This is a genomic window from Nitrobacter vulgaris (assembly GCF_002028545.1).
Lineage (GTDB): Bacteria > Pseudomonadota > Alphaproteobacteria > Rhizobiales > Xanthobacteraceae > Nitrobacter > Nitrobacter vulgaris.
The window spans coordinates 128,073-148,454 of the sequence record NZ_MWPQ01000055.1; the positions used below are offsets into that span (position 1 = coordinate 128,073).

The following is a 20,382-nucleotide window of genomic DNA, read 5'->3' on the forward strand; positions in this document are numbered from 1 at the left end:
ATCACTCGACCGCCGCTCTGGCGGCTGGCCTCTATCGCCACGGAGTCAACTGGTCTCGATCACAGCGCGGCGGCGAGCATAACGGTTACGCAGCAACCCCAGCAGGCCGAAGCGATCAACAACAGCCGCGAATGCGGTGCTTCAGAGCGTTGGTCAACCGTTGATCACGGCCGCACATAGCTCCAACCCTGTTCCTGCAACTCCAATAGCCGCACCACGCCCAAGGGCACAATCGTTGTTCCGGGCAGCATCTCAAGCAGATGGCCTTCCTTCTTCTCCATACTCTGCTTGGTGTTGTTGCAGGCCGAGAACTGGATCTTACTGGGGGATGCCGTTTCCCGTATCTGCTTGATGCGCTCCTTCACAGGCGACGAATCTATGCGCAGCATGTGGATACCCGGGCCGCACGCCATGATTTCGACGGCCACCGTCTGGTCCAGTCCGCGATAGTGCTCGATCACGTCTGTGGCGTTGTTCAGCGCGAAGTCCATGGTGCGCCGATCGTTCTGGTCGACCTGGATCACAAGGCGATGCTGCGGCTGCGGCTCGGCGGCGAAACCATGCGAGGTGAATGCGATCAACAGCCCTGCTGCGGCGATGATAGGACGCATAAATCGGCGCATAGATACCTCCTGTAGCCGTCGCGATCTTCTGGGCACGGTCGCTGTGTCGGCGCCTGCGTGTTCTCGAACAAATCCTCTCGCGGGATCAGGCTCGGGCAGCACGGAGAACACCGGTAACAGTAGCGTACGTCGCGCACATTGCCTTTGGCAAGCTCAAGGTTGAACACCCGAGCAATTTATCCAATCGACCCGGCATCGATGACGGCGTCGCGCCACTCTGAGCCAGCCCCAAGCTTGAGAGCGGCATCTATGCCGCCGCGCGCGAGTGATGGCATCGGCCCTGCCGGCATCTCGCGCAGTCATCGACCAGCCTTAAAACCAGCTTGCGCGAACCGCCGTGCAGAACCCTGCCAAATTACAGCGGAACGGGGCCGAGTAGCTTCGGCATAATCCCCGACTTGATCTCCGTCTTCACGGCCCGCATGTTAGATCGGATCGCTCAGTACATCCACGATTCCGTCGGCGTTATACTGGATGTCTGGCAAGCTGGAATGATGCCCGGACCAGCGATCCTGCAGGATTCCCTCGGAATGAAAGGTATCCGCCCATGCCCGACTACGGTGAATTTCGCAACGACAGCCGGCGTGGAGCTTCCGATGAACGGCTCGACGCGGCTGCGTTTCACCGCAACCATGTCGCGATCTGGACGGTTCTCGAAAAATTCCTGCGCGGCAAGACAGGTAACGTGCTCGAGGCCGGCAGCGGCACCGGACAGCATGTCGTTTTCTTCGCGCGGCAGTCGCCCGGCATTACCTGGTGGCCGACCGATCTTAACGACCATCATCTCCGGAGCATCGCAGCGTGGACCGCTCACGAGAACCTAGCCAACGTCCGGCAGCCCCAGCGGATCGACCTATCGAATCCATGCCAATTGGCGGAAATGAACGATGGCCACGGCGCGTTGCTCGCGGTGTTCTGCGCCAATGTGATCCATATCGCGCCGTGGCGCGTCGCCGAGGGCCTGATCGCGGGCGCCTCACACTGTCTGCGTCCTGATGGGCGGCTGTTTCTCTATGGACCGTTCAAGCGAAACGGGCGACACACCGCGCCAAGCAACGAGGCGTTCGATGCCAGCCTTCGCAATAACAATCCAGAGTGGGGCGTACGCGACGTTGACGAGGTGGCGACGCTGGCGCAGCAAAACGGCCTGACGCTGACGGACATCACTGAAATGCCCGCCAATAATCTGATCCTTGCGTTCGAACGAAATCAGGGATGAGCGTCGCAGCCGCCTCCCCAGCCTGCGGGATTACCGCAGCGGCGGAGCATACATGATGCCGCCCGCGCTCCAGAGTTGGTTCAAGCCGCGTGGAATCTTCAGCTTTGAATCACTGCCGATATTGCGGTCGTAGATTTCGCCGTAGTTGCCGACGCGGCGGATGATGCGTGCCGCCCAGTCCTTCGTCAATCCGAGACCCTCACCATACTGACCATCGGTACCGACCAGCCGCATCACATCTGGCTTCTTCGACTTCATCGCCTCGTCGATGTTCTTCGAAGTGATGCCGAGTTCTTCGGCATTGATCATCGCATAGAGCGTCCATTTGATGATCATCATCCAGTCGTCGTCACGCTGGCGAACAACAGGCGCCAACGGCTCCTTCGAGATCACATCGGGCAGGATGAAGCTCTCGTTCGGCTTGGTCAGCCGCAGCCGCAACGCATAGAGATGAGAAACATCGGCGGTCAGAACATCGCACTTGGCCTCGTCATAGGCCCTTAGCATGTCCTCCAGCTTACCAAACTTGATCTCCTCGTACTTCAGGTTGTTGCTCTTGAAAAAGTCCGCGAGGTTGAGCTGCGTCGTTGTGCCATCCTGTACACAAATTTTGGTACTATCGAGATCGAGCGCCGAGTCCGCCTTGCGCGAGGTACGGACCATGAAACCCTCGCCGTCATAATATGCGACCGCCGGGAAGTAGAGGTTGTAATTGGTTTCCCGCGACATGCTCCAGGTCGAGTTGCGCGCGAGGATGTCGACCTTGCGGCTTTGCAATTCCTTGAAACGTTCGTCGGCCTCAAGCGCAACCAACTTCACCTTCGCCGGATCGTCGAAGATAGCGGCTGCCACGGCGCGGCAAAAATCAACGTCGAAGCCTGACCAGTTGCCCTTCTCGTCCGAATTCGAAAACCCGGGCAGGCCAGTGTTGACGCCGCACAGCACGGCGTCGCGCCGGAGCGTTCGTTTCAGGGTCTTGGTATCGTAGCGCTCATAGGTGATCGCCATCACCGCGATAGCGGTGGCGATGGCGAGGCCTATCAGGAGGCCGCCTCGAAATGTTCGCATGAATAGCCCCTTTCGCAATATCGAAAAGTATCGGCGCAAATAACGTAATGATGATTAGAGACTGGGTTTCTGCCGCACGATCACACGCGTGCCGACCGGAATGCGACCATAGAGATCGACAACGTCGGCGTTGACCAGACGGAAGCAGCCCGAGGAAATCGCAGTTCCGATGGTATCGGGCCGGTTGGTACCATGGATGCGATATACTGTCGTGCCGAGATACATCGCGCGTGCTCCGAGCGGATTGCCGGGGCCGCCCGCCATGAAGCGCGGCAGGTAAGGCTGGCGCGCGATCATTTCCGGAGGCGGGGTCCAATCCGGCCATTCCGCCTTTCGCGAAATATTGAGAATCCCCTGCCACTGAAAACCCGCGCGGCCAACGCCGATGCCGTAGCGAATCGCGCGGCCGTTGCCCTGAATGAGATAAAGGTGACGCTCTGCGGTCTGGATAATGATGGTGCCAGGCGGCTCGGTCGTGCGATAGAGCACCACCTGCTTGCGAAATTCCGGGTCGAGTTGGAACGAATCATCGGCAACGAGACCGGGCTGATCGCCGTCGACCTGCTGCGTAACCTGCTGCGCAAAACCGAGCGTGGCCGAGAGCATCAGGCTGCCCATAGCAGCAACCGCCAGGGTCAGGTGCCGAAACGCGGTCATCGCTTGTCTCCTTTATTGCACGGCAATAATTTCCGCCTGCGTTCCCGTCAATCACATATGGCATAAAATCCGAGCGGCGGCGCGATGGCAAGCGATCGCGCGGCGCCCCACCGGAAAGCGTAAGATTTTACAGGAAACGCCCCGGCATCGGCTTCAATTTTCGAACCACCTCGGACCCAGTCAGATTCGAATCGACAAGGCGCGGCAAACTGCCCGCTTGGTATGCGCAGGACGTGCGGCTTCGTCCGGATAAAATCGTGTCCGCACGGGATGGTAGGGCGTTTACGAGCGTATAGCCCCCTACAATGACTTCAAACGGAATCCCGTTTTACAGGTCCATGACCCAGGTCTGCCTGCTTATGACCGTCTCGGTTCCACCACCCACCGCCAAGCGCCTGAAACAGCGCGACCGTATTTGCCAGTTGCGCGGCCTGCGCATCGAGACGCGCGAGGGAGGTCTGCAGATACGCCTGCTGCGTGGCTAGTAGGAGCGGCACGCTGATTTGCCCTTGATCGACCTGTTTACGCACTAACGTGATGCTCTCTGTCGCCGATCGTTCCGCGTCCGTCGCCGCACTGATCGCACGCGTGCCCGCCTGAAGGGCTCGCAAGACATCCGCAACGTTCTGAAAAGCCGCGAGAACAACGCTGCGATATTGAGCGAGTGACTGATTCGTTTCCTCTTCCGCCGCACGCTGCTTGTTTGCCAACGTCCCTGCGTCAAAAATGGTCTGCGCAGCATTGCCAGCGATCATCCCGAGGGCCGCTCCTGGAGTGGCCAATTGCGAAAATTTGGCAGCCGCGGCACCGCCACTTGCCATCAAGGTTATCTGCGGAAGGCGATTGGCGATCGCCACTCCGACCATTGCATTGGTCGAATGAAGGTTCGCTTCGGCAGCCTGAATATCAGGGCGCTGTCTTACGAGATCGGCCGGAAGACTGAGTGGCAGACGGCGGGGCATTCGAAATGACCCGAGATCGAATGTTTCCTTTGGAGCGTCACTCGCCAAACGACCGGTCAGGAATGACAACAAATGACGCTGTTGCGCGAGCTGTTTCTCGAGATTCGGCAACAACAGCCGGGTCTGCGCAACCGAGGTCTCTTGCGCCGCGACATCAGTCTGGGCAATCTGCCCCTGCTCCTGTTGCCGTCGCAGCAACTTCAAAACCTCGGTCTGCAAACCAAGGACGCGACGGGTCGCCGCGATCTGTCCCCGTACCCGGCCTTCCTCGATCGCCGCAAGTGCGATGTTGCTGGCCAATGTCAGGTAGACTCCTTCGCGCTGGAATGCGCGCATCTCGGCCTGCGAATCCGTGGACTCGACCAAACGCCGCGTCCCCCCCCACACATCGGCAAGGTACGACACGGTCACTTGGCCAGTGTGCAGACTCAAAAGGTGGGCGTTGGACTCAAGGGGAGACTGCAGATCGACCGGCACCTGCTGGCGCGACGAATTGAAGCCTCCCGTCACATTGGGAAACAGCAAACCGCGCTGGGCGAGCGCGTTGGCTTCCGCCATCCTGACCGCAGCCTCCGCAGCGGCGAGGTCCGCATTGTGCGTGATACCATCCTCCACCAGTTGGTTCAGCGCAGGCGAACGAAACAACTCCCACCATTGGGGAGGAACCTCTGCGGTGCGCACGATCGGATGTCCAGGCACACGATCTCCGGCGGGATCGGACAAGTACCTGGAAGTTTCCGGAGGCGCCTGAGGTTTGTAGTCAGGTCCAACCGCACAGCCTGAAAGCGCAGGCGACGCGGCAGTCAAAAACGCCACGATGCAACATCGCACACGGGAAAACGCCAACCCCCATCCTGTTTTCGGTGAATGAACCACCGATCCATTCTGTTGGCTTGACCGCACGAGATGCCCCTTCAACCACGGTTTCACACGAACCGACTTTCTATTCTGCCGGATCGAACGCCGATTCGGGAGCAGCCGCCACCGTTTTTCGTTGGGAAAACAGCGCGATGAGAGCTGGCAGCGCGACGAGGATCACAAGTGGAGCCACCATCATTCCACCGACCACGACGACAGCCAGCGGCTTCTGCACCTGCGATCCGATTCCGGTCGACATGGCGGCGGGCAACAAGCCGATTCCCGCAATGACGCACGTCATCAGGACAGGGCGCATTTGAGCCTCTCCGGCTCTTATGATCGCATCGATCCGCTGCAGGCCCGACTCGATGAGCTGATTGTATTGCGACAGGATCAGAATCCCGTTCATCACCGAGATGCCGAACAGCGCGATAAAGCCGATGGCGGCCGAGACGCTGAAAGGAATGCCCGTCGCGAACAACGCAAAGACACCACCGATCACCGCCATCGGAATGACGCTCAACGCCAGCAACGTGTCCCGTATAGATGTGAAATTGATCCATAGCAGCAGCCCAATAACGGCAAGGCTGAGCGGCACGACAATCTCCAGACGCGCGATCGCTTCCTGCAGATTGCGGAATTCGCCGACCCATTGAAGCTGGTTTCCGGCAGGCAATTGCACGTCCTGCGCAATTCGCTGTTCGGCTTCCTTGATGGTGCTACCGAGATCGCGATCACGAACACTGAACTTAATCGGCAGGTAACGCTGCTGTTGTTCCCGGTAAATATATGAAGCTCCGGTGACGAGTCGGATGTGCGCGACCTCGCCCAACGGGATCTGCGTTATTCCTTTAGCCCCTGATACGCCGATCGTCAGCTTGCTGATAGCTTCCGCGCTCTGACGATACTCGGGAGCCAGCCGCACGACGATCGGAAAATGGCGATCACTTCCGTGCTCGTAAACGTCGCCCGCTGACTCTCCGCCGACAGCCGTCCGGATCATCGAATTGATATCACCCGGCGAGAGTCCATAGCGTGCGGCACGCTCACGATCGATATCGATCTGTATCGTCGGCTGGCCAAGCGACGTGAAAACGCCAAGGTCTGTCACACCCGGAACCTTCTCGAGCACGGCCTTGATCTTGTCGGCTGTGTCCGTCAGCTCCTGCAAATCATTGCCGAACATTTTGATCGAGTTCTCGCCCTTAACACCCGATACCTGCTCGGCCACATTGTCCTGCAGATACTGCGAGAAATTGAACTCGACTCCCGGAAATTCTATCTTAAGCCGTCCCTGGATTTCTTCGGTCAGCTTTTCCTTATCCACGCCATGGCGCCACTGACTGATCGGCTTTAGCGGAGTGAAGAACTCGACATTGAAAAAACCGGCGGCGTCCGTGCCGTCGTCGGGACGGCCATGCTGCGTCACGACTGTCTCTACCTCGGGAAAGCTGCGGATCAGCTTGCGCATCCGGTTGGCATAGCCGTTCCCCTCCTGAAGGGAAATCGTTGCCGGCATGGTGGCGCGTATCCACAGATTGCCCTCCTCCAGCTTGGGAAGAAATTCCAACCCCAGAAATCGTATCGCGATCCCCGCCAGGATGAACACCGCCAACGTCACGGCGACCGTCAACCTTCTGTTCGCGACAGTGACTCGCAAAGCCGGACTGTAGAAGCGGTGAAGGGTGCGCACCAGCCATGTTTCCGTCTCCCGAACATGCTCCGGCAGCAGAAGTGCGCTGAGCGCCGGTGTCACCGTAAAGGTTGCGAGCAGGCCTCCCGCAATGGCGTAGGCGTAAGTCTTGGCCATGGGGCCAAAGATGTGCCCTTCAACGCCGCTCATGGTGAAAAGCGGAATGAACCCCGCAATGATAATGCCGGTCGCAAACAGGATTGAGCGGTTGACGCTGATGCCCGCAATATAAATCGCGAGAAGCTTTCCGCGCAATCCGGACGCGTTGTCGTCCTCAGGCAAAGTCTTTTCGCCGCTATGCCCAAGTTCCCGGAATATTCGTTCGACCATGATTACAGTGGCATCGACGATCAAACCGAAATCGATTGCACCGACCGATAGCAGGTTGGCGGATTCGCCGCGCAGAATCATGATCCCGATGGCGAAGCACAACGCGAAGGGAATCGTCGCGCCCACGATCAACGCGCTGCGAAGATTCCCGAGAAACACCCACTGCAATACAAAGATCAGCAGAATGCCGACTGTCATGTTGTGCAAGACAGTGTGCGTCGTGGTGTCGATCAGATCCTGACGATCATAAATGCGCTCAATTCGTACGCCGGGCGGCAAAATCCCGGAAATATTGATACGCTCGACTTCGGCCTTCAACCGCTCGATGGTCGGAGTGCTCTGCTGGCCGCGGCGCATCAGGACGATGCCTTCGACGATATCGTCGTCGTTGTCCTGGCCGGCAATGCCGAGGCGGGGCTGATGCCCGATGATAACCGTCGCAACGTCTCGAACCAGAACAGGATTGCCTTCGGCTTGCGTCAACATGGTATTGTTGATGTCATCGCTCGACCGTATCAGCCCGACACCCCGCACGACTGCCGACTGCGTGCCCAGATTGACGATATTTCCGCCGACATTCAGGTTGCTTCCGCGCAGCGTCTGCAGCAATTGCGGCAGGGTCAGCCTGTAGGCGACGAGCTTATCGAGGTCGACCTGCAGTTCAAATGTCTTGGTTTTCCCACCCCAGCCAATGACGTCCACGATCCCGGGCACGGCGCGAAAGCGGCGTTGCAGAACCCAATCCTGAAGAGTCTTCAGATCGAGCACGCTATAGCCGGGCGGGCCGACTAGTCTGTAACGATAAATTTCGCCGACGGGACTGACGGGACTGATGGTGGGCTGAGCGCCATCCGGCAATCCGTTGAGCTGCGCCAAACGGTTGAGAACCTGCTGGAGCGCCTCATCGTAGGTATAGGCATAGGTGAACTGCAGTTTGACGTCCGACAGTCCGTAAAGAGAAATGGTTCTCATTACCCGGAGGTTCGGCACGCCGGACAGCTGCGTCTCGATCGGAATCGTGATGTAACGTTCGATCTCTTCGGCCGAAAGTCCGGCGCTCTGAGTGATGACGTCCACCATAGGCGGAACGGGATCGGGATAGGCTTCGATATTCAGGACCCTGAACGCGGCGATCCCACCGGCCAGGGTCATAATGAAGAGGACCAGGATCAGAACGCGCTGCTTCAATGCAAACGCGATGATCGGATTGATCATGACGAGCTACCGTGTTCGTCAGGTCTGTTTGGCGACTGCCATCCGGTCGATGAACAGACTGCCGCGGGTGACGATTTTTTCGCCCGGACGGAGCCCATCCAGCACCTGGATCAGCCGAGCGCTTGATTGACCTAACTTGATCTGACGCAATTCGACGCCTTGATCGTCACCAACGACCCAGACATGCGCATTGCTTCCTTCATAGATCACTGACTCAAGAGGCACCGCCGGCATTAGCTCTCCGTCGCTGTCAACGATCGTAACGCTCGCAAACATCTCGGGTTTGAGCAGTCCGTCCGCGTTATCGACGGTGGCGCGGACCAGAAGCCGCCTATTGTCCGGGTCGATTCCCGGTGCGACGTAGTCGATCCGGGTCTCAAACATACGGTCGGGCTGCGTCAGGACCTTGAACATCAGGCGTTCGCCGATCTGCACCTTGGCAACATCGGTCTCGCGAACATAGGCCACGATCCAGACTTTCGACGTGTCTCCGATCAGGAACACCGGATCGCTCTCGCTTGCCCCGGCATTGACATACTGTCCCATCCCGACCTTGCGTTGCAGAACGGTTCCGGCCAGCGGCGCGTAGACGGGAGCGTCGGGCGTGAGCGCGCCCGTCTTCTCGAACGCTTCAATCTCCGCGTCGGTTTTCCCAACGAGCCGCAACCGGTTGCGCGCGGCCTCAAGCGCAACTTCTGCTGATCGGGAATCGTTCTCCGAAGAAGTGAGATTGGCCTGAGCTTCCTGCCATTCTCTCTGCGACGCGGCCCTATCCTTCGCCAGGCTCGACATTCTTCGCTCGACGATCTGCGCGAGGTTGACCTGGGAAACCGCCTTGTTCCGGGTGGTCAGGGCGACGACGAAATCTTTCTGGGCATCCACGGAATCGGCCGCCGCGATCACAAAAAGAAGCTGGCCTTTCTCGACGTGATCGCCGGACGCGACCATCAATTCTGTCACCCGGCCCGCATAGGGTGCGAAGATGCGGGTCGACAGGTTCTGATCGAGCGCGATCTTCCCCTCGGTACGGAATTCGGAACGGAACACGTGTTCCTCGACCGGCTGCACCGACACGGTGTCCCATTGCGATGCCGTCAAACGCAGCTTTCCGTCAGACCCTTTGATTTCGCTGTCCAGCACTGAATTGCGGGCGGCGCTGCCGCGATCGACTCTCAGGACGGTTGCAGCCGTCCCGACAAGGGCCAATGCGATCGTGAGACCGATGACAATCCGAGGGATTGTCATCGCACGCCAGAGTGACGTCAGATTACGCATGATCCCGTATCCCCTTGCCCCGCCGATTGGTGAGGCAAGCCTGTCCCCTCAAAAACCAATGATTTTTATGCTGGCTCAAGGCCTTGCCTGTCCCAGCGCTTGTCGCCGATGAGGGCGATGAATCCTCATCACGCGACCGTATATAATATAGATTTAACATCTTACGGCAGCCTTACAACGGCAATATGATGACGCTTACACAGAGCTTACAGTCGGGCTTCGGCGCGGCCGGAAAGACACCAGTACCCGCTCGCCCCCTGCAAGTCACGGCCGCAGAAGGGGGAAGGGAGCGTTCGCGCCCATGAGAATCTTGGTCGTCGAGGACAGCGAAGAACTGGCCGACCTTCTGGCGAAGGGAATGCAAGCGGCCGGGTACGGGGTCGATCTTCTCACCAATGTCGCCGATGCCTCCAGCGCACTGGAAACCAATCGTTACGCGGCATTGATCCTGGATCTCGGCCTGCCCGATGGCGATGGACTTTCGATCCTGCGTGAACTGCGGCGCCGCAAGGATCCGATCCCTGTCCTTATACTCACGGCACGTGGGGGCGTGGAGGATCGAGTCAGCGGGCTCCGAAGCGGAGCAGACGACTATCTTGTCAAACCTTTTTCCTTTGACGAGCTGGTAGCGCGGCTCGAAGCGCTGCTCAGGCGGCCGGGGCAGTTGCTCGGCAGCTCATTGCGGCTTGCTAACGTGACCTTCGACAGCGAAGGCCGGCAAGCTTTTGTCGACATGAAGCCTCAGAGCCTATCCGCCCGAGAGATCGCGGTGCTTGAGTTGCTTTTGCGCCGCAAGGGCAACGTCGTTTCCAAGAAGCTTCTCGAAGATCAGATCTTCGGCCTGACCGGAGATGTCGCCTCCAATGCCGTCGAGGTTTATGTCCATCGTCTGCGCAAACAGCTCCTGGACATTGGTGCAAAGGTCAAGATCAGCACCATTCGCGGCGTCGGCTATGTGATGATGGAGAGCGACTAGTGTGGTGGTTCAGAAGTTCGCTTTCAGCGTCCAACGAGTCTGCCAGGCGAACTTCTGAGCCTAAACCACACTAGAATTATAAGGTTGCTAGTGTCCCTTTGATTCCGAAGTTCGCATCAAAGGTTGCTGCAAGGGTATGCGAACTTCGGAATCGGGACCTAGATGCCGCGGCGAAGATCAATTCTGTCCCGCATTGTCGTCCTTCATGTTGTCGCGATCATCATTGCGGCGCTTGTATTGCGGTCCATCTTGCACTGGTCGCTGGCAACGGACGTCGCCAAATTCCAGCTGAACAAGATGACGGCCCAAATCGAGATGTTTGCCCGAAATCTAAAGCCTTCGTCGGCGGGAGGATGGTCGCTTAGCCTGCCTGATGGCGCACGCGATCAGTATTCGGAAACCTATGGCCGCTACAAATATGCAATCATTGACGATACGGGTTCGGTGATCTTCTCATCGAGTCCCAGCAAGAATCCGTTGTTTACCATCGATTTGAACGCGAACGGCATTATTCCGCACAACGCCTTGACCCGGGGCGAAGCCAAAACGATCGCCGGTGCCAGCGCGCGCAAGGATATTGGCGACCATCCCGTCTGGATACAAGTTGCAGAAGAGCTGTCGCATAGCGACGTGGTCGTCGACGATATCCTGGTCAACTTCCTCCGGCAGGTTGTCTGGATCATCGTTCCAGTTCTTCTTCTCCTGCTTGCTGCTGACATCATCATCTTCCGTCTGGCGATTAGACCGCTACATCGCGCGTCCAGCCGAGCGAGGCATATCAGTCCCACACGTCTTGACGTCCGTTTACCGACCGACGACATGCCTCCCGAAATTCTGCCGCTCGTGGAAGCCGTCAATCAGGCCCTCGATCGGCTTGAGCATGGCTTCCTCGCTCAGCGCGAGTTTGCCGCCAATGCAGCACATGAGATACGAACGCCACTTGCCATCCTTCGCACGAGGATCGAGACCCTACCGCATGGAGAGGCAAGCCATGCCTTAGGACGGGACGTTGACAACATGAGCCGTGTTGTTGGCCAGTTGCTCGACGCGACGGAGCTCGAGACAGCCGTGGTCGATCCGGATGCGGTCGCGGATATTCACGAGGTTTGCGTCGAAGTTGCGGAATTCATCGCGCCATTGGCTCTGAAGCAAGGAAAGAGCATTGAATTGATGTGCGCCGATGAGCCCGTTCTCGTCAAAGGAAACGCGGAGATGATCCGGCGCGCAACACGAAATCTCGTTGAGAACGCTCTTCATCACACTCCCCAGGGTACGATCATCGAGATCATCGTTACCGCGGATGGCTCGATCAGCGTGATCGACAATGGCGATGGCGTGCCGTTGGCGGACCGCGAATCGATTTTCCAGCGATTCTGGCGGCGATCCCCGCGCACTGCCGGAGGCGCGGGTCTGGGACTATCGATCGTCGAAAAAATTGTAAAAGCGCACCAGGGGAGTGTCTCTGTCGAGGACGCGCCCGGCGGTGGCGCCAAATTCACGATGCACTTCCGGCCGGATGGAAGGACGCTGTGACGGCACTATGCGACCCTCGATTGCCTTTTCAAAAGTCATGGCTGCGCTCCCGTAGCTATTGTCCAATGACAAATTTCCCGAAACCCGCGACTGGGGTGTCAAAATTCCGGTTTTCGCCGCCGGCGCCGGTACTGCTATCATTGCCAAATGATACCATAGGCATATGCTCGCCGGATTGGAGGCAGTGCTCGGCAAGGAGATCGAGGATGAAGATACTGACCGTCGCGTTCGCTCTCGTATCGGCTTTGTTGCTGTGTTGCTCGGGGGCATTCATTACCGCAGCCGATGCGAAGCCCAGGCGGGTTATCATCGTCACGCCTCCAACTCCGCAACCCTATTGGGACTCCTATATCGTTCCGCGATATCGCTATCGACCCGAGGACGATCGAGTAGATCCGTGTGGCGGACCGGTCGTGCCGGTCATGCGATATGGGGCTCAGGAGACAACGATTCCCGTGTGGCTGGCGAATGATTTGGGTCTTGGCCGTGTGCATGGTCGAGACTGGCCGTGCCGGGGTCGAGGCTACCGTTAGGCAAAAGCAAGCCCGAGAATGAAGCGTGTCTCTCCGCTCCAGGGTGAAGAAACCAAGCCGCGTGGCCTTTTGTCGGATCGCGACCGTCCGGCACTTGCCCGACGCCGCAGGAAATGTAGGCCGCTGCAAAGCACTTTTCGGTGTTGGATGAAGGAGAGTCCGGGGCACCATGCTGTTGAGCGGCAGGTTCGCGTCAAGAAACGGGCCGCCGCGTTTAGCTGCGCAGCCCCGGCGCTTCCTGGCCCGTGCGTGCGACGTACTCGGTGTAGCCACCGCCATACTGGTGGATGCCATCGGGCGTCAGTTCCAGCACGCGATTGGAGAGGACGCTGAGGAAATGTCGGTCGTGCGAGACGAACAGCATAGTGCCCTCGAAATCCGACAGTGCTGAGATCAGCATCTCCTTGGTCGCAAGATCGAGATGGTTGGTCGGCTCATCTAGAACCAGAAAATTCGGCGGATCGAACAGCATCTTCGCCATCCCCAGCCGTGCTTTCTCTCCGCCCGACAAAACCCGGCACCGTTTCTCAACGTCGTCGCCGGAAAAGCCGAAGCATCCGGCGAGTGCGCGCAGGCTACCCTGCCCCGCAGTCGGAAACGCATCTTCCAGTGACTGGAATACCGTGCGGTCGCCATTGAGCAGATCCATGGCGTGCTGGGCAAAATAGCCCATCTTGACGCTTCCCCCCACGGCTACCGTGCCGGCGTCGGGCTCGCTCGCGCCGGCTACCAACTTGAGCAGCGTCGACTTGCCGGCTCCGTTGACGCCCATCACGCACCAGCGCTCGCGCCGGCGGATCATGAAATCGAACCCGCCATAGATCCGCTTGCCACCATACCCCTTGTGGATATTCTTCAAGGCGACAACATCCTCGCCGGAGCGCGGCGCTGGCGGAAAATCGAATGCGATCGTCTGACGGCGCCGGGGCGGCTCCACCCGCTCGATCTTGTCGAGCTTCTTCACCCGGCTTTGGACCTGCGCAGCGTGCGAGGCACGCGCCTTAAAGCGCTCGATGAACTTAATCTCCTTGGCGAGCATGGCCTGCTGGCGCTCGAACTGAGCCTGCTGCTGCTTCTGGTTCAGTGCACGCTGCTGCTCATAGAACTCGTAGTTGCCGGAATAAGTCGTCAGCGAACCAGAGTCGATCTCGACGACCTTGGCGATCACGCGGTTGAGAAACTCGCGATCGTGCGAAGTCATCAACAGCGTGCCTTCATAATCTCGGAGGAAGCGTTCGAGCCAGATCAGGCTTTCGAGATCGAGATGGTTGCTCGGCTCGTCCAGCAGCATGACATCGGGGCGCATCAGAAGGATACGCGCCAGCGCCACGCGCATTTTCCAGCCTCCAGAGAGCGCGCCGACATCGCCCTCCATCATCTCCTGGCTAAACCCCAGGCCTGAGAGCGCCTCGCGCGCTCGGCCATCAAGTGCATAGCCGTCGAGCTCCTCGAAACGATGCTGCACCTCTCCATAGCGCGCAATGATCGTCTCCATCTCGTCGGCGCTATCCGGGGCGGCCATCGCGGCCTCGAGTTTGCGGAGTTCGGCGGCGACCACGCTGACGGGTCCCGCTCCATCCATCACCTCCGTTACGGCACTGCGGCCGGACATTTCGCCGACATCCTGGCTGAAATAACCGATGCTGATGCCGCGATCGATCGAGACCTGCCCTTCGTCGGGCAGTTCCTGGCCTGTGATCATCCGGAACAGCGTGGTCTTACCGGCCCCGTTCGGACCGACGAGGCCGATTTTCTCGCCCTTGTTGAGCGCCGCCGAGGCTTCGATGAAAAGGATCTGGTGGCCAGCTTGCTTGCTGACGTTGTCGAGACGGATCATGCGATCTTTTTTGCGCGAAAGAAGTATCGCGGTCTCTTAGTCCATGTGGGCAGTAAGTGGAAGCCCGGCCGCAGTCGAGGCGTGAAGCCGAGCGCCAAGCGCGGCCGGCCGAAGATGCGCCTGGGCCGTCCTCCTATTACACACGCCGCGCGACCGTTTACGTTCCGCGCTGGAAGAAGCCGCAATACAACGCCACAGGAACGGCCAGAACGATCCACGAAACGCCGTCCCAGATGCCATCGCCGAGTAACGCTGACATCAATCCAACCGTACTCAGGACAGCAATGATGGCCGGCCATGCAAAAATCTCGCGAAGGGTCCGATGTCGGGTACGTGCTGGCATCATGGCGACAGCATCGGCCGCTTGAAGGCGGCGCCTGCGGGTTCGCGCACGCTGCTCTCGCCAGGCTTGCGCCGCCTCATCCAGAGATAGACGCCCGTTCCGAGGACGATAATGGTCATGACATCCAGCAGCGCCCAGATGATCTTTAGCGGCATCCCGCCATAGTCGCCGAAATGCAGCGGCTGCGAGATGAACAGTGCAGTGACGTACCAGGGCATATCGCGGCTGTCGGTGAGCTTGCCGGTCTCTGCATCGATCAGCGCCGGCTTAAGCAGCCGTGAGGTCAGCGGCGTATCGCCGCGCATGAAGACCGTATAGTGGCTCTTGCTTGAGAAAATCGTGCCGGGAAACGCGATGAACGACGGCGTCATGCCGGGCACGGCCTTCGCAGCCACATCCGTCGCCGCCTGAACCGGGGTCGGGTGCGCGGGCAAAGTGCGGTCGCTATATTGTGCCGTCATCTCGGCGAGCTGGCCGTACTGCCACATCTTGAGCACGAGGTCGGCCCAGGTGTTGATGACGCCGGTGAATCCCACAACCAGCGTCCACATCACCAGCAGGATGCCGGCGAGGTTATGCAGATCGAGCCAGCGCACCACGCGCGGACGCTCAGAACGATAGACCCCGAAGCTCTGCTTGCGCATCGACGGCGCGTAGACGACGACACCTGATATGATTGCAACGCAGAACAGAATGCCCATTAGCCCGAGAAACAGCTTCCCGGGCAGGCCGGCGAACATATCGGTGTGCAGCTTGAGCATGATGAACGTAAAGCGCCCGGTGACGTCAGGCGCGTCGAGATAGGCGCCGGTGTGGGCATCGACCCGGACGATGCGGTTGTCGGCCGGATCGGCATCGATGCTCTTGCCGACACTGACCAGCATCGCGTTCGGGTCGTCGTGATCCCAGATCAGGAAATGCGGCACCTGCCCGGGCATCGCCGCCACGGCGCTCGCCACCACGCGATCGAGACTCGCCGGCGGCGTGCCTTGGGGGACGACGGCCGCCTCGACCTGGCCGTGCAGCAGCTCGTCAATCTGTTCGTGGAAGATCAACGGCAGGCCGGTGATGCACAGCATCAGCATGAACAAGGTGCAGATGATGCTGGACCACTTGTGGGTCCAGCTCCATTTGCGCAACGCTTTTGGTGTCATCCTTTAGCTCACTCACTTCGAGATCAGCGCGGGATGCGGGTCATCCGCATTCCAGCTATACCTCAGGGTGCCAAGCACGGTGCGGCTCGTGCCCATCGCGCAGTATGCCAATCCAGTCAGGCAGGACTGGACATAGAAACGATCCGCGAGATTGGTTGCGTTGACCTGCATTTTCCAGCCCCTCATATCCGGTCGCAGATAAGCGAGATCGTAGCTCACGGTTGCATCGAACAGGGTGTAGGGCGGAATGACGAAGGTGTTCCTGGCATCGCCATAGCTGTCGCCAACATAGCGCACACCCGCGCCGACGCCAAATCCGGCCAGCGGCCCGTTGTACCAAGTGTATTTGGCCCAGAGCGATGCCTGATCGAGCGCCGTGCCCTGCAAGTACTTGCCGGTATTGCCCGCAAGGCTTTTGGTCACCCGAGGATCGATGTGGCTGTACCCCGCGATCACCTCAAACTCCCGGGTTACGTTGCCCCGCGCCTCGAACTCGAACCCGCGCACCCGCGCCGCATCGGTCTGGATGCTGAAAAAGGGATTGACCGGGTCGCCGGTGAGGATGTTGTTCTCGTTGATATCGAACAGGGCAGCTGTCAGCATGAGGTTCATATCATTCGGCTTGAACTTGACGCCGATCTCTTTGCCCCTCGCCCGTGGTTGGCCTGAATACATTGCCGAAGCGATCCGCGCCGAGGTTCGGCGTGAACGAGGTCGAATAGCTGACGTAGGGGGCCAGCCCGAAATCGAACAGATAGTTCAGGCCGACGCGGCCGGTCTGCGCGGAATTGAAAGACGTATAGGTACCCGCCGGCGGAAAGAACGCTTTGCTGGTGAAGCCGGTACTAACCCAGTCCTGACGACCGCTGAGCGCGAGGGTCCAGCGATCCCACTTGATCTGGTCCTGCAAATAGAGACCGGCCTGACTCTGGCTGTCCGAGCGCAGGATGAATGGCGATAGTGAGGCAAACGACGGAACTGCCGCACCATAGACCGGGGCATAGGCGTCGATCGGCGCGATCCCAGCGCTACGGTAGTCGGTGTTTGCCGACAGATTGAAGTCGTCGAACCCGGCCAGAACCTTGTGTACCAGGTCGCCGGTTCTGAAATCCGCCTGCAACTGGTTGTCGAGTGTGTAATTGCTCGTACTAGCTAAGACGTAGTTATAGGTGCGCGCGACAAGTCGATCGCTCAGCATTCCTTCGCTGCGAGTCGAGGTCTATTTTCTGATCAAATTTTAAAGATGGAGACATTCGTGACTTCATCGATCAGAGCCTGTCTCAAATTGGCTGTTGTTGGATTTTCAATCTCAACATCAATTCCGGGGCGTCTCCTGCAATCGCATCGTGATCCAGCGCCCTCGATCTTCGTCACAGGATTATCCAGTATCCGCTCGACTTTGCGCGGCAGGAAAGCGGCAGGGGACCAACTTTTAAGGAGCCCGATGGAAGCGGCAGCATCGAACCGGCAATCAAACTCATTGCCGAGATTCATGCCGCTGGAATGAAGCGGCACCAATTGCCAAGACCGCCAAGGCCTGTGTTGCGCTGGGTATCGTTGTTACCCACCTTCAAGGCTTCGCCGAATCCACCCTCTTCCAGGTCTGATCGGGATCGAACAAACTGATGCGACTGGCGAGTACTTCCGTGTTTTTACCAAGATCCTTTTGATAGACAGTGCCGGCATGATTGACCATGAAGGTCATGACACCAGAGTTTCCGTATTCGGCAGGATAGGCAATCAGCGCGAAACCACCGATCATCTTGCGCTTGACGACGTAGTCAAGTGCGCCTCCCGGTGCATCTGGCCCCTGCCCCCTCAATATTCGAAAGACGTAACCGTGATACGGGGCGCCTTGCCCATCAACCTTATAGCCCTCTGATGATGCTCGCGCCGCCAACTCACCAAGCGGGCTTGGATCGCCATCGTCGCGCCAGAAAAGGCCATCCTTCTTGCCCGGGGTACTGACAATGCGTTGCGCGTAAACGCCAGCACCTTCGCCTGTACGATCCTTCTCGGCATATTCGTTCTGGGCATCCACAAAGGCGAGAGAGGCCTGAATCGCATCCAACTCATTGCGCCCAATGCGGCGATAAAGAATCTCAAGACGTCCAGCGGAGGTGTCGAATTCCCAGCCGCTCTTGCTGTTGACAAGTGGAATTGGGAACGGAAATTCATCGGCGCCCAAAATGAGCGTGGCTTTCTTGTTTCCCTCAGCCTTGATCGAGTGCTTGGCATCGTAAGCGGAAAGAAAACGCTCACGAGTCTCTTTGTCAGCAACGCTATCACCGGATTCGACCACGTCTTCGGCACGACTGCCAAGGACTTTCAGAATGGCGCTTGTCGTGCCGGTCTTGACCGCCGCCGCCAATCCCGCCGCCGCATCTTCCGGCGAAGAAAAAGCCTGCTGAGCCTGACTCACGCCGATCGACAGCGCGACAACGATTGCTATCGCGCCGGTCGAAGCGGCGCGGGACATCCACATTGATGCGATCATGGCGACACCTCCCGCAGCGCAGGAATTTTTGCGCCTCCAGCAAGCCAGTCGCTGTAGGTTCGCAGCTTCAATCCAAGCTTCTCATAGTAGACTCTGAGGTAACCGTCGCTACCACGGGTCACGGCTTGCGGCATCAGATTCTGCACTTCCTGCGCGATCACACCAACATATGACTTGCTGCTACCGAGATAGCTGAAGCGGTAGTAACCAAGGCCGTTGGTAAGATAACCCAGCAGTACGAGGTGGTGTTTCAGTTGGACATCGGACCGCCGTCCACCGCCGCCACGGAAGCCGCCGCCGCCACGTCCGGCGAAGCTGGCAGCACCTCCTCCTCGCCCGCCCAGGCTTGCATGACCGCGAGCCGAAGCCGCGGAAGCAGCCCTGCCCGACGATATGTTCATGGCACCGCCACGATTGCCGCCACCGCGCGCCGCGCCGCCAGCACGGTTAGCAGCCCTGTTACCTGCTTTGGCACGGTCGCCACCGCCCCTGGCGCGATCGGCTGTGCCCGGTCGATTTCCACGATCGCCGCCCGGCCGGTCGCGTGAGGCCGCACGGTCGCCTGCGCGATCTCCGCCGCCAGGTCGATCCTGCCCTGGACGAAGCACCTGCTGCCCACCGCGGCCCCGAAAATCCATGCGGTTCGATGCGCCGGCCCTCAGATTGTTGTTGCCGAAGCGCTGCTGAACATTCGCGTTATTGTACCGCACACCCTGACGATGCGCCGAATTGTGCTGCCAGCTGTTTCCAACGTTATTTATCCGATTGTAGTGGTTGACGTAGAGATTGCGGTTACCCCAATTGAATCCGCCACCCCAGTAGTTACCCCAGCGTCCGATAGCCCAGCCCGCACCGAACGCGAGCCCCGTCGCGATCACTCCCGCACCGATGTAGGACGGATACCCGAAGTAATAGGGTGGATACGCTGCATAGGGCCAGGTTCCGTAAACCGCGGCGGGATCGTAGTACGGCACGTACATCGTATCGGGGCTGGTCGACTCGATGACAATCGCCTGCTTGCTTTCCTGCGCTTGAACGCTCACCTTTTGCTGCTTGGTGGTAACCAGCTTCTTGTTGTCGTAGGCTTTGGAACGAAGGCGCTGGATTGCATCCATGACATCGGCTTGCTGCGCGAGAATGGCATCGCCGAGACTCTTGGTCCAGTCGATCTTGTCGCTCATCATTGAAATGACATCTGGAGTGCTTGAAAGCGCTTTGACGCTGTTGTCCCACGATTGCTTTTCAACCTCCTTCTTCAACGCATCACCTTTCAGGGTTTTGCGTTCCTTGAGCCAGCGATCGGCCTGCACGACCTCCAGCGGATAGGTTGATGCCGCCAGTACATTCGCCAGCAGTTCATCGGGATAGAGCGCAATCGGGGCAGTCAGCGCCTCGAGTTGCTCGGGTTTCAACAGCTCTGCATCGGGCACAGATTTGGTGGCTTGCTGTGGCGTACCGTTTGGATCCGGCGGATTATCGGCCGTTTGTGCCACGATGGCGATAGGATCCGCCATTAGCAATGCGAGCGCGATCAGGGCCTTGCCGCAGCGAAACATCACACCTCTCCTCGGGTTCATCGCTACAAAAATGGAGCAAAGCCGAGCTCGTT

17 protein-coding genes are annotated in these 20,382 nt (G+C 58.8%); 3 read left to right on the plus strand and 14 right to left on the minus strand.

The window, feature by feature from the left end; all coding sequences use genetic code 11:
- Positions 1 to 164 precede the first annotated feature (164 nt).
- Positions 165 to 623, minus strand: coding sequence for a DsrE family protein (locus tag B2M20_RS16385; protein WP_079448091.1), 459 nt, complete (start codon positions 621 to 623; stop codon positions 165 to 167).
- A 547-nt stretch (positions 624 to 1,170) separates the two neighbouring features.
- Here B2M20_RS16385 and B2M20_RS16390 point away from each other — a divergent pair.
- Positions 1,171 to 1,842 (plus strand): DUF938 domain-containing protein, encoded by a 672-nt coding sequence (locus B2M20_RS16390; RefSeq protein ID WP_079448092.1) that lies wholly within the window; start codon positions 1,171 to 1,173, stop codon positions 1,840 to 1,842.
- Positions 1,843 to 1,872: 30 nt separating this feature from the next.
- Here the strand turns inward: B2M20_RS16390 and B2M20_RS16395 are convergent, their stop codons facing one another.
- From B2M20_RS16395 to B2M20_RS16415, 5 genes are all read right to left on the minus strand, one after another.
- Positions 1,873 to 2,910, minus strand: a complete 1,038-nt coding sequence (locus tag B2M20_RS16395) for an amino acid ABC transporter substrate-binding protein (RefSeq protein WP_079448093.1) — start codon at positions 2,908 to 2,910, stop codon at positions 1,873 to 1,875.
- Between the two features lie 54 nt (positions 2,911 to 2,964).
- Positions 2,965 to 3,567, minus strand: coding sequence for a L,D-transpeptidase (locus tag B2M20_RS16400; protein ID WP_079448094.1), 603 nt, complete (start codon positions 3,565 to 3,567; stop codon positions 2,965 to 2,967).
- A gap of 311 nt (positions 3,568 to 3,878) precedes the next feature.
- Positions 3,879 to 5,459 carry an efflux transporter outer membrane subunit gene (locus B2M20_RS16405; RefSeq protein WP_338013180.1) on the minus strand — a complete coding sequence of 527 codons (1,581 nt, stop codon included), beginning with the start codon at positions 5,457 to 5,459 and terminating at the stop codon, positions 3,879 to 3,881.
- Between the two features lie 13 nt (positions 5,460 to 5,472).
- Entirely contained in the window at positions 5,473 to 8,625 is a 3,153-nt protein-coding gene (locus tag B2M20_RS16410; protein WP_079448096.1) for an efflux RND transporter permease subunit, read from the minus strand.
- Positions 8,626 to 8,643: 18 nt separating this feature from the next.
- Complete coding sequence (locus B2M20_RS16415) at positions 8,644 to 9,900, minus strand: efflux RND transporter periplasmic adaptor subunit (protein ID WP_079448097.1); 1,257 nt, start codon at positions 9,898 to 9,900, stop codon at positions 8,644 to 8,646.
- 301 nt (positions 9,901 to 10,201) lie between these two features.
- Between B2M20_RS16415 and B2M20_RS16420 the strand changes: the two genes are divergently transcribed.
- A complete protein-coding gene (locus B2M20_RS16420) occupies positions 10,202 to 10,876 on the plus strand; it encodes a response regulator (RefSeq protein ID WP_079448098.1) in 675 nt (224 codons plus the stop codon).
- Between the two features lie 162 nt (positions 10,877 to 11,038).
- Positions 11,039 to 12,409 (plus strand): sensor histidine kinase, encoded by a 1,371-nt coding sequence (locus B2M20_RS16425; RefSeq protein ID WP_079448099.1) that lies wholly within the window; start codon positions 11,039 to 11,041, stop codon positions 12,407 to 12,409.
- A 55-nt stretch (positions 12,410 to 12,464) separates the two neighbouring features.
- On the opposite strand, the gene B2M20_RS19640 is transcribed toward B2M20_RS16425, so the two are convergent.
- The 8 genes from B2M20_RS19640 to B2M20_RS16465 form a co-directional block, all read right to left on the minus strand.
- On the minus strand, positions 12,465 to 12,719 hold the full coding sequence (locus B2M20_RS19640; RefSeq protein ID WP_158081554.1) for a hypothetical protein: 255 nt from the start codon (positions 12,717 to 12,719) through the stop codon (positions 12,465 to 12,467).
- A 437-nt stretch (positions 12,720 to 13,156) separates the two neighbouring features.
- Positions 13,157 to 14,779 carry an ABC-F family ATP-binding cassette domain-containing protein gene (locus tag B2M20_RS16435; RefSeq protein WP_079448101.1) on the minus strand — a complete coding sequence of 541 codons (1,623 nt, stop codon included), beginning with the start codon at positions 14,777 to 14,779 and terminating at the stop codon, positions 13,157 to 13,159.
- Between the two features lie 342 nt (positions 14,780 to 15,121).
- A complete protein-coding gene (locus tag B2M20_RS16445; RefSeq protein ID WP_079448102.1) occupies positions 15,122 to 16,276 on the minus strand; it encodes a PepSY-associated TM helix domain-containing protein in 1,155 nt (384 codons plus the stop codon).
- Positions 16,277 to 16,288: 12 nt separating this feature from the next.
- Positions 16,289 to 16,879, minus strand: a complete 591-nt coding sequence (locus B2M20_RS20610; RefSeq protein ID WP_274533974.1) for a TonB-dependent siderophore receptor — start codon at positions 16,877 to 16,879, stop codon at positions 16,289 to 16,291.
- Positions 16,880 to 16,889: 10 nt separating this feature from the next.
- Positions 16,890 to 17,474 (minus strand): TonB-dependent receptor domain-containing protein, encoded by a 585-nt coding sequence (locus B2M20_RS20615; protein ID WP_274533975.1) that lies wholly within the window; start codon positions 17,472 to 17,474, stop codon positions 16,890 to 16,892.
- A 32-nt stretch (positions 17,475 to 17,506) separates the two neighbouring features.
- A complete protein-coding gene (locus B2M20_RS16455; protein ID WP_079448103.1) occupies positions 17,507 to 17,770 on the minus strand; it encodes a hypothetical protein in 264 nt (87 codons plus the stop codon).
- A 76-nt stretch (positions 17,771 to 17,846) separates the two neighbouring features.
- Positions 17,847 to 18,773 carry a DUF2950 domain-containing protein gene (locus B2M20_RS16460; protein WP_079448104.1) on the minus strand — a complete coding sequence of 309 codons (927 nt, stop codon included), beginning with the start codon at positions 18,771 to 18,773 and terminating at the stop codon, positions 17,847 to 17,849.
- Entirely contained in the window at positions 18,770 to 20,329 is a 1,560-nt protein-coding gene (locus B2M20_RS16465; protein ID WP_079448105.1) for a DUF3300 domain-containing protein, read from the minus strand. The genes B2M20_RS16460 and B2M20_RS16465 overlap by 4 nt, the downstream gene beginning before the upstream one ends.
- Between the last annotated feature and the right edge of the window lie 53 nt (positions 20,330 to 20,382).

What these genes read in the sequence shown, in the direction of transcription:
- B2M20_RS16425 (WP_079448099.1), top strand. Translation starts at nt 11,039, where the DNA reads ATGCCGCGGCGAAGATCAATTCTGTCCCGCATTGTCGTCCTTCATGTT.
- B2M20_RS20610 (WP_274533974.1), bottom strand. Translation starts at nt 16,879, where the DNA reads ATGCTGACAGCTGCCCTGTTCGATATCAACGAGAACAACATCCTCACC.
- B2M20_RS16415 (WP_079448097.1), bottom strand. Translation starts at nt 9,900, where the DNA reads ATGCGTAATCTGACGTCACTCTGGCGTGCGATGACAATCCCTCGGATT.
- B2M20_RS16420 (WP_079448098.1), top strand. Translation starts at nt 10,202, where the DNA reads ATGAGAATCTTGGTCGTCGAGGACAGCGAAGAACTGGCCGACCTTCTG.
- B2M20_RS16395 (WP_079448093.1), bottom strand. Translation starts at nt 2,910, where the DNA reads ATGCGAACATTTCGAGGCGGCCTCCTGATAGGCCTCGCCATCGCCACC.
- B2M20_RS19640 (WP_158081554.1), bottom strand. Translation starts at nt 12,719, where the DNA reads ATGATAACCCGCCTGGGCTTCGCATCGGCTGCGGTAATGAATGCCCCC.
- B2M20_RS16455 (WP_079448103.1), bottom strand. Translation starts at nt 17,770, where the DNA reads ATGAATCTCGGCAATGAGTTTGATTGCCGGTTCGATGCTGCCGCTTCC.
- B2M20_RS16400 (WP_079448094.1), bottom strand. Translation starts at nt 3,567, where the DNA reads ATGACCGCGTTTCGGCACCTGACCCTGGCGGTTGCTGCTATGGGCAGC.
- B2M20_RS16445 (WP_079448102.1), bottom strand. Translation starts at nt 16,276, where the DNA reads ATGACACCAAAAGCGTTGCGCAAATGGAGCTGGACCCACAAGTGGTCC.
- B2M20_RS16385 (WP_079448091.1), bottom strand. Translation starts at nt 623, where the DNA reads ATGCGCCGATTTATGCGTCCTATCATCGCCGCAGCAGGGCTGTTGATC.
- B2M20_RS16460 (WP_079448104.1), bottom strand. Translation starts at nt 18,773, where the DNA reads ATGATCGCATCAATGTGGATGTCCCGCGCCGCTTCGACCGGCGCGATA.
- B2M20_RS16410 (WP_079448096.1), bottom strand. Translation starts at nt 8,625, where the DNA reads ATGATCAATCCGATCATCGCGTTTGCATTGAAGCAGCGCGTTCTGATC.
- B2M20_RS16465 (WP_079448105.1), bottom strand. Translation starts at nt 20,329, where the DNA reads ATGTTTCGCTGCGGCAAGGCCCTGATCGCGCTCGCATTGCTAATGGCG.
- B2M20_RS16435 (WP_079448101.1), bottom strand. Translation starts at nt 14,779, where the DNA reads ATGATCCGTCTCGACAACGTCAGCAAGCAAGCTGGCCACCAGATCCTT.
- B2M20_RS20615 (WP_274533975.1), bottom strand. Translation starts at nt 17,474, where the DNA reads ATGCTGAGCGATCGACTTGTCGCGCGCACCTATAACTACGTCTTAGCT.
- B2M20_RS16390 (WP_079448092.1), top strand. Translation starts at nt 1,171, where the DNA reads ATGCCCGACTACGGTGAATTTCGCAACGACAGCCGGCGTGGAGCTTCC.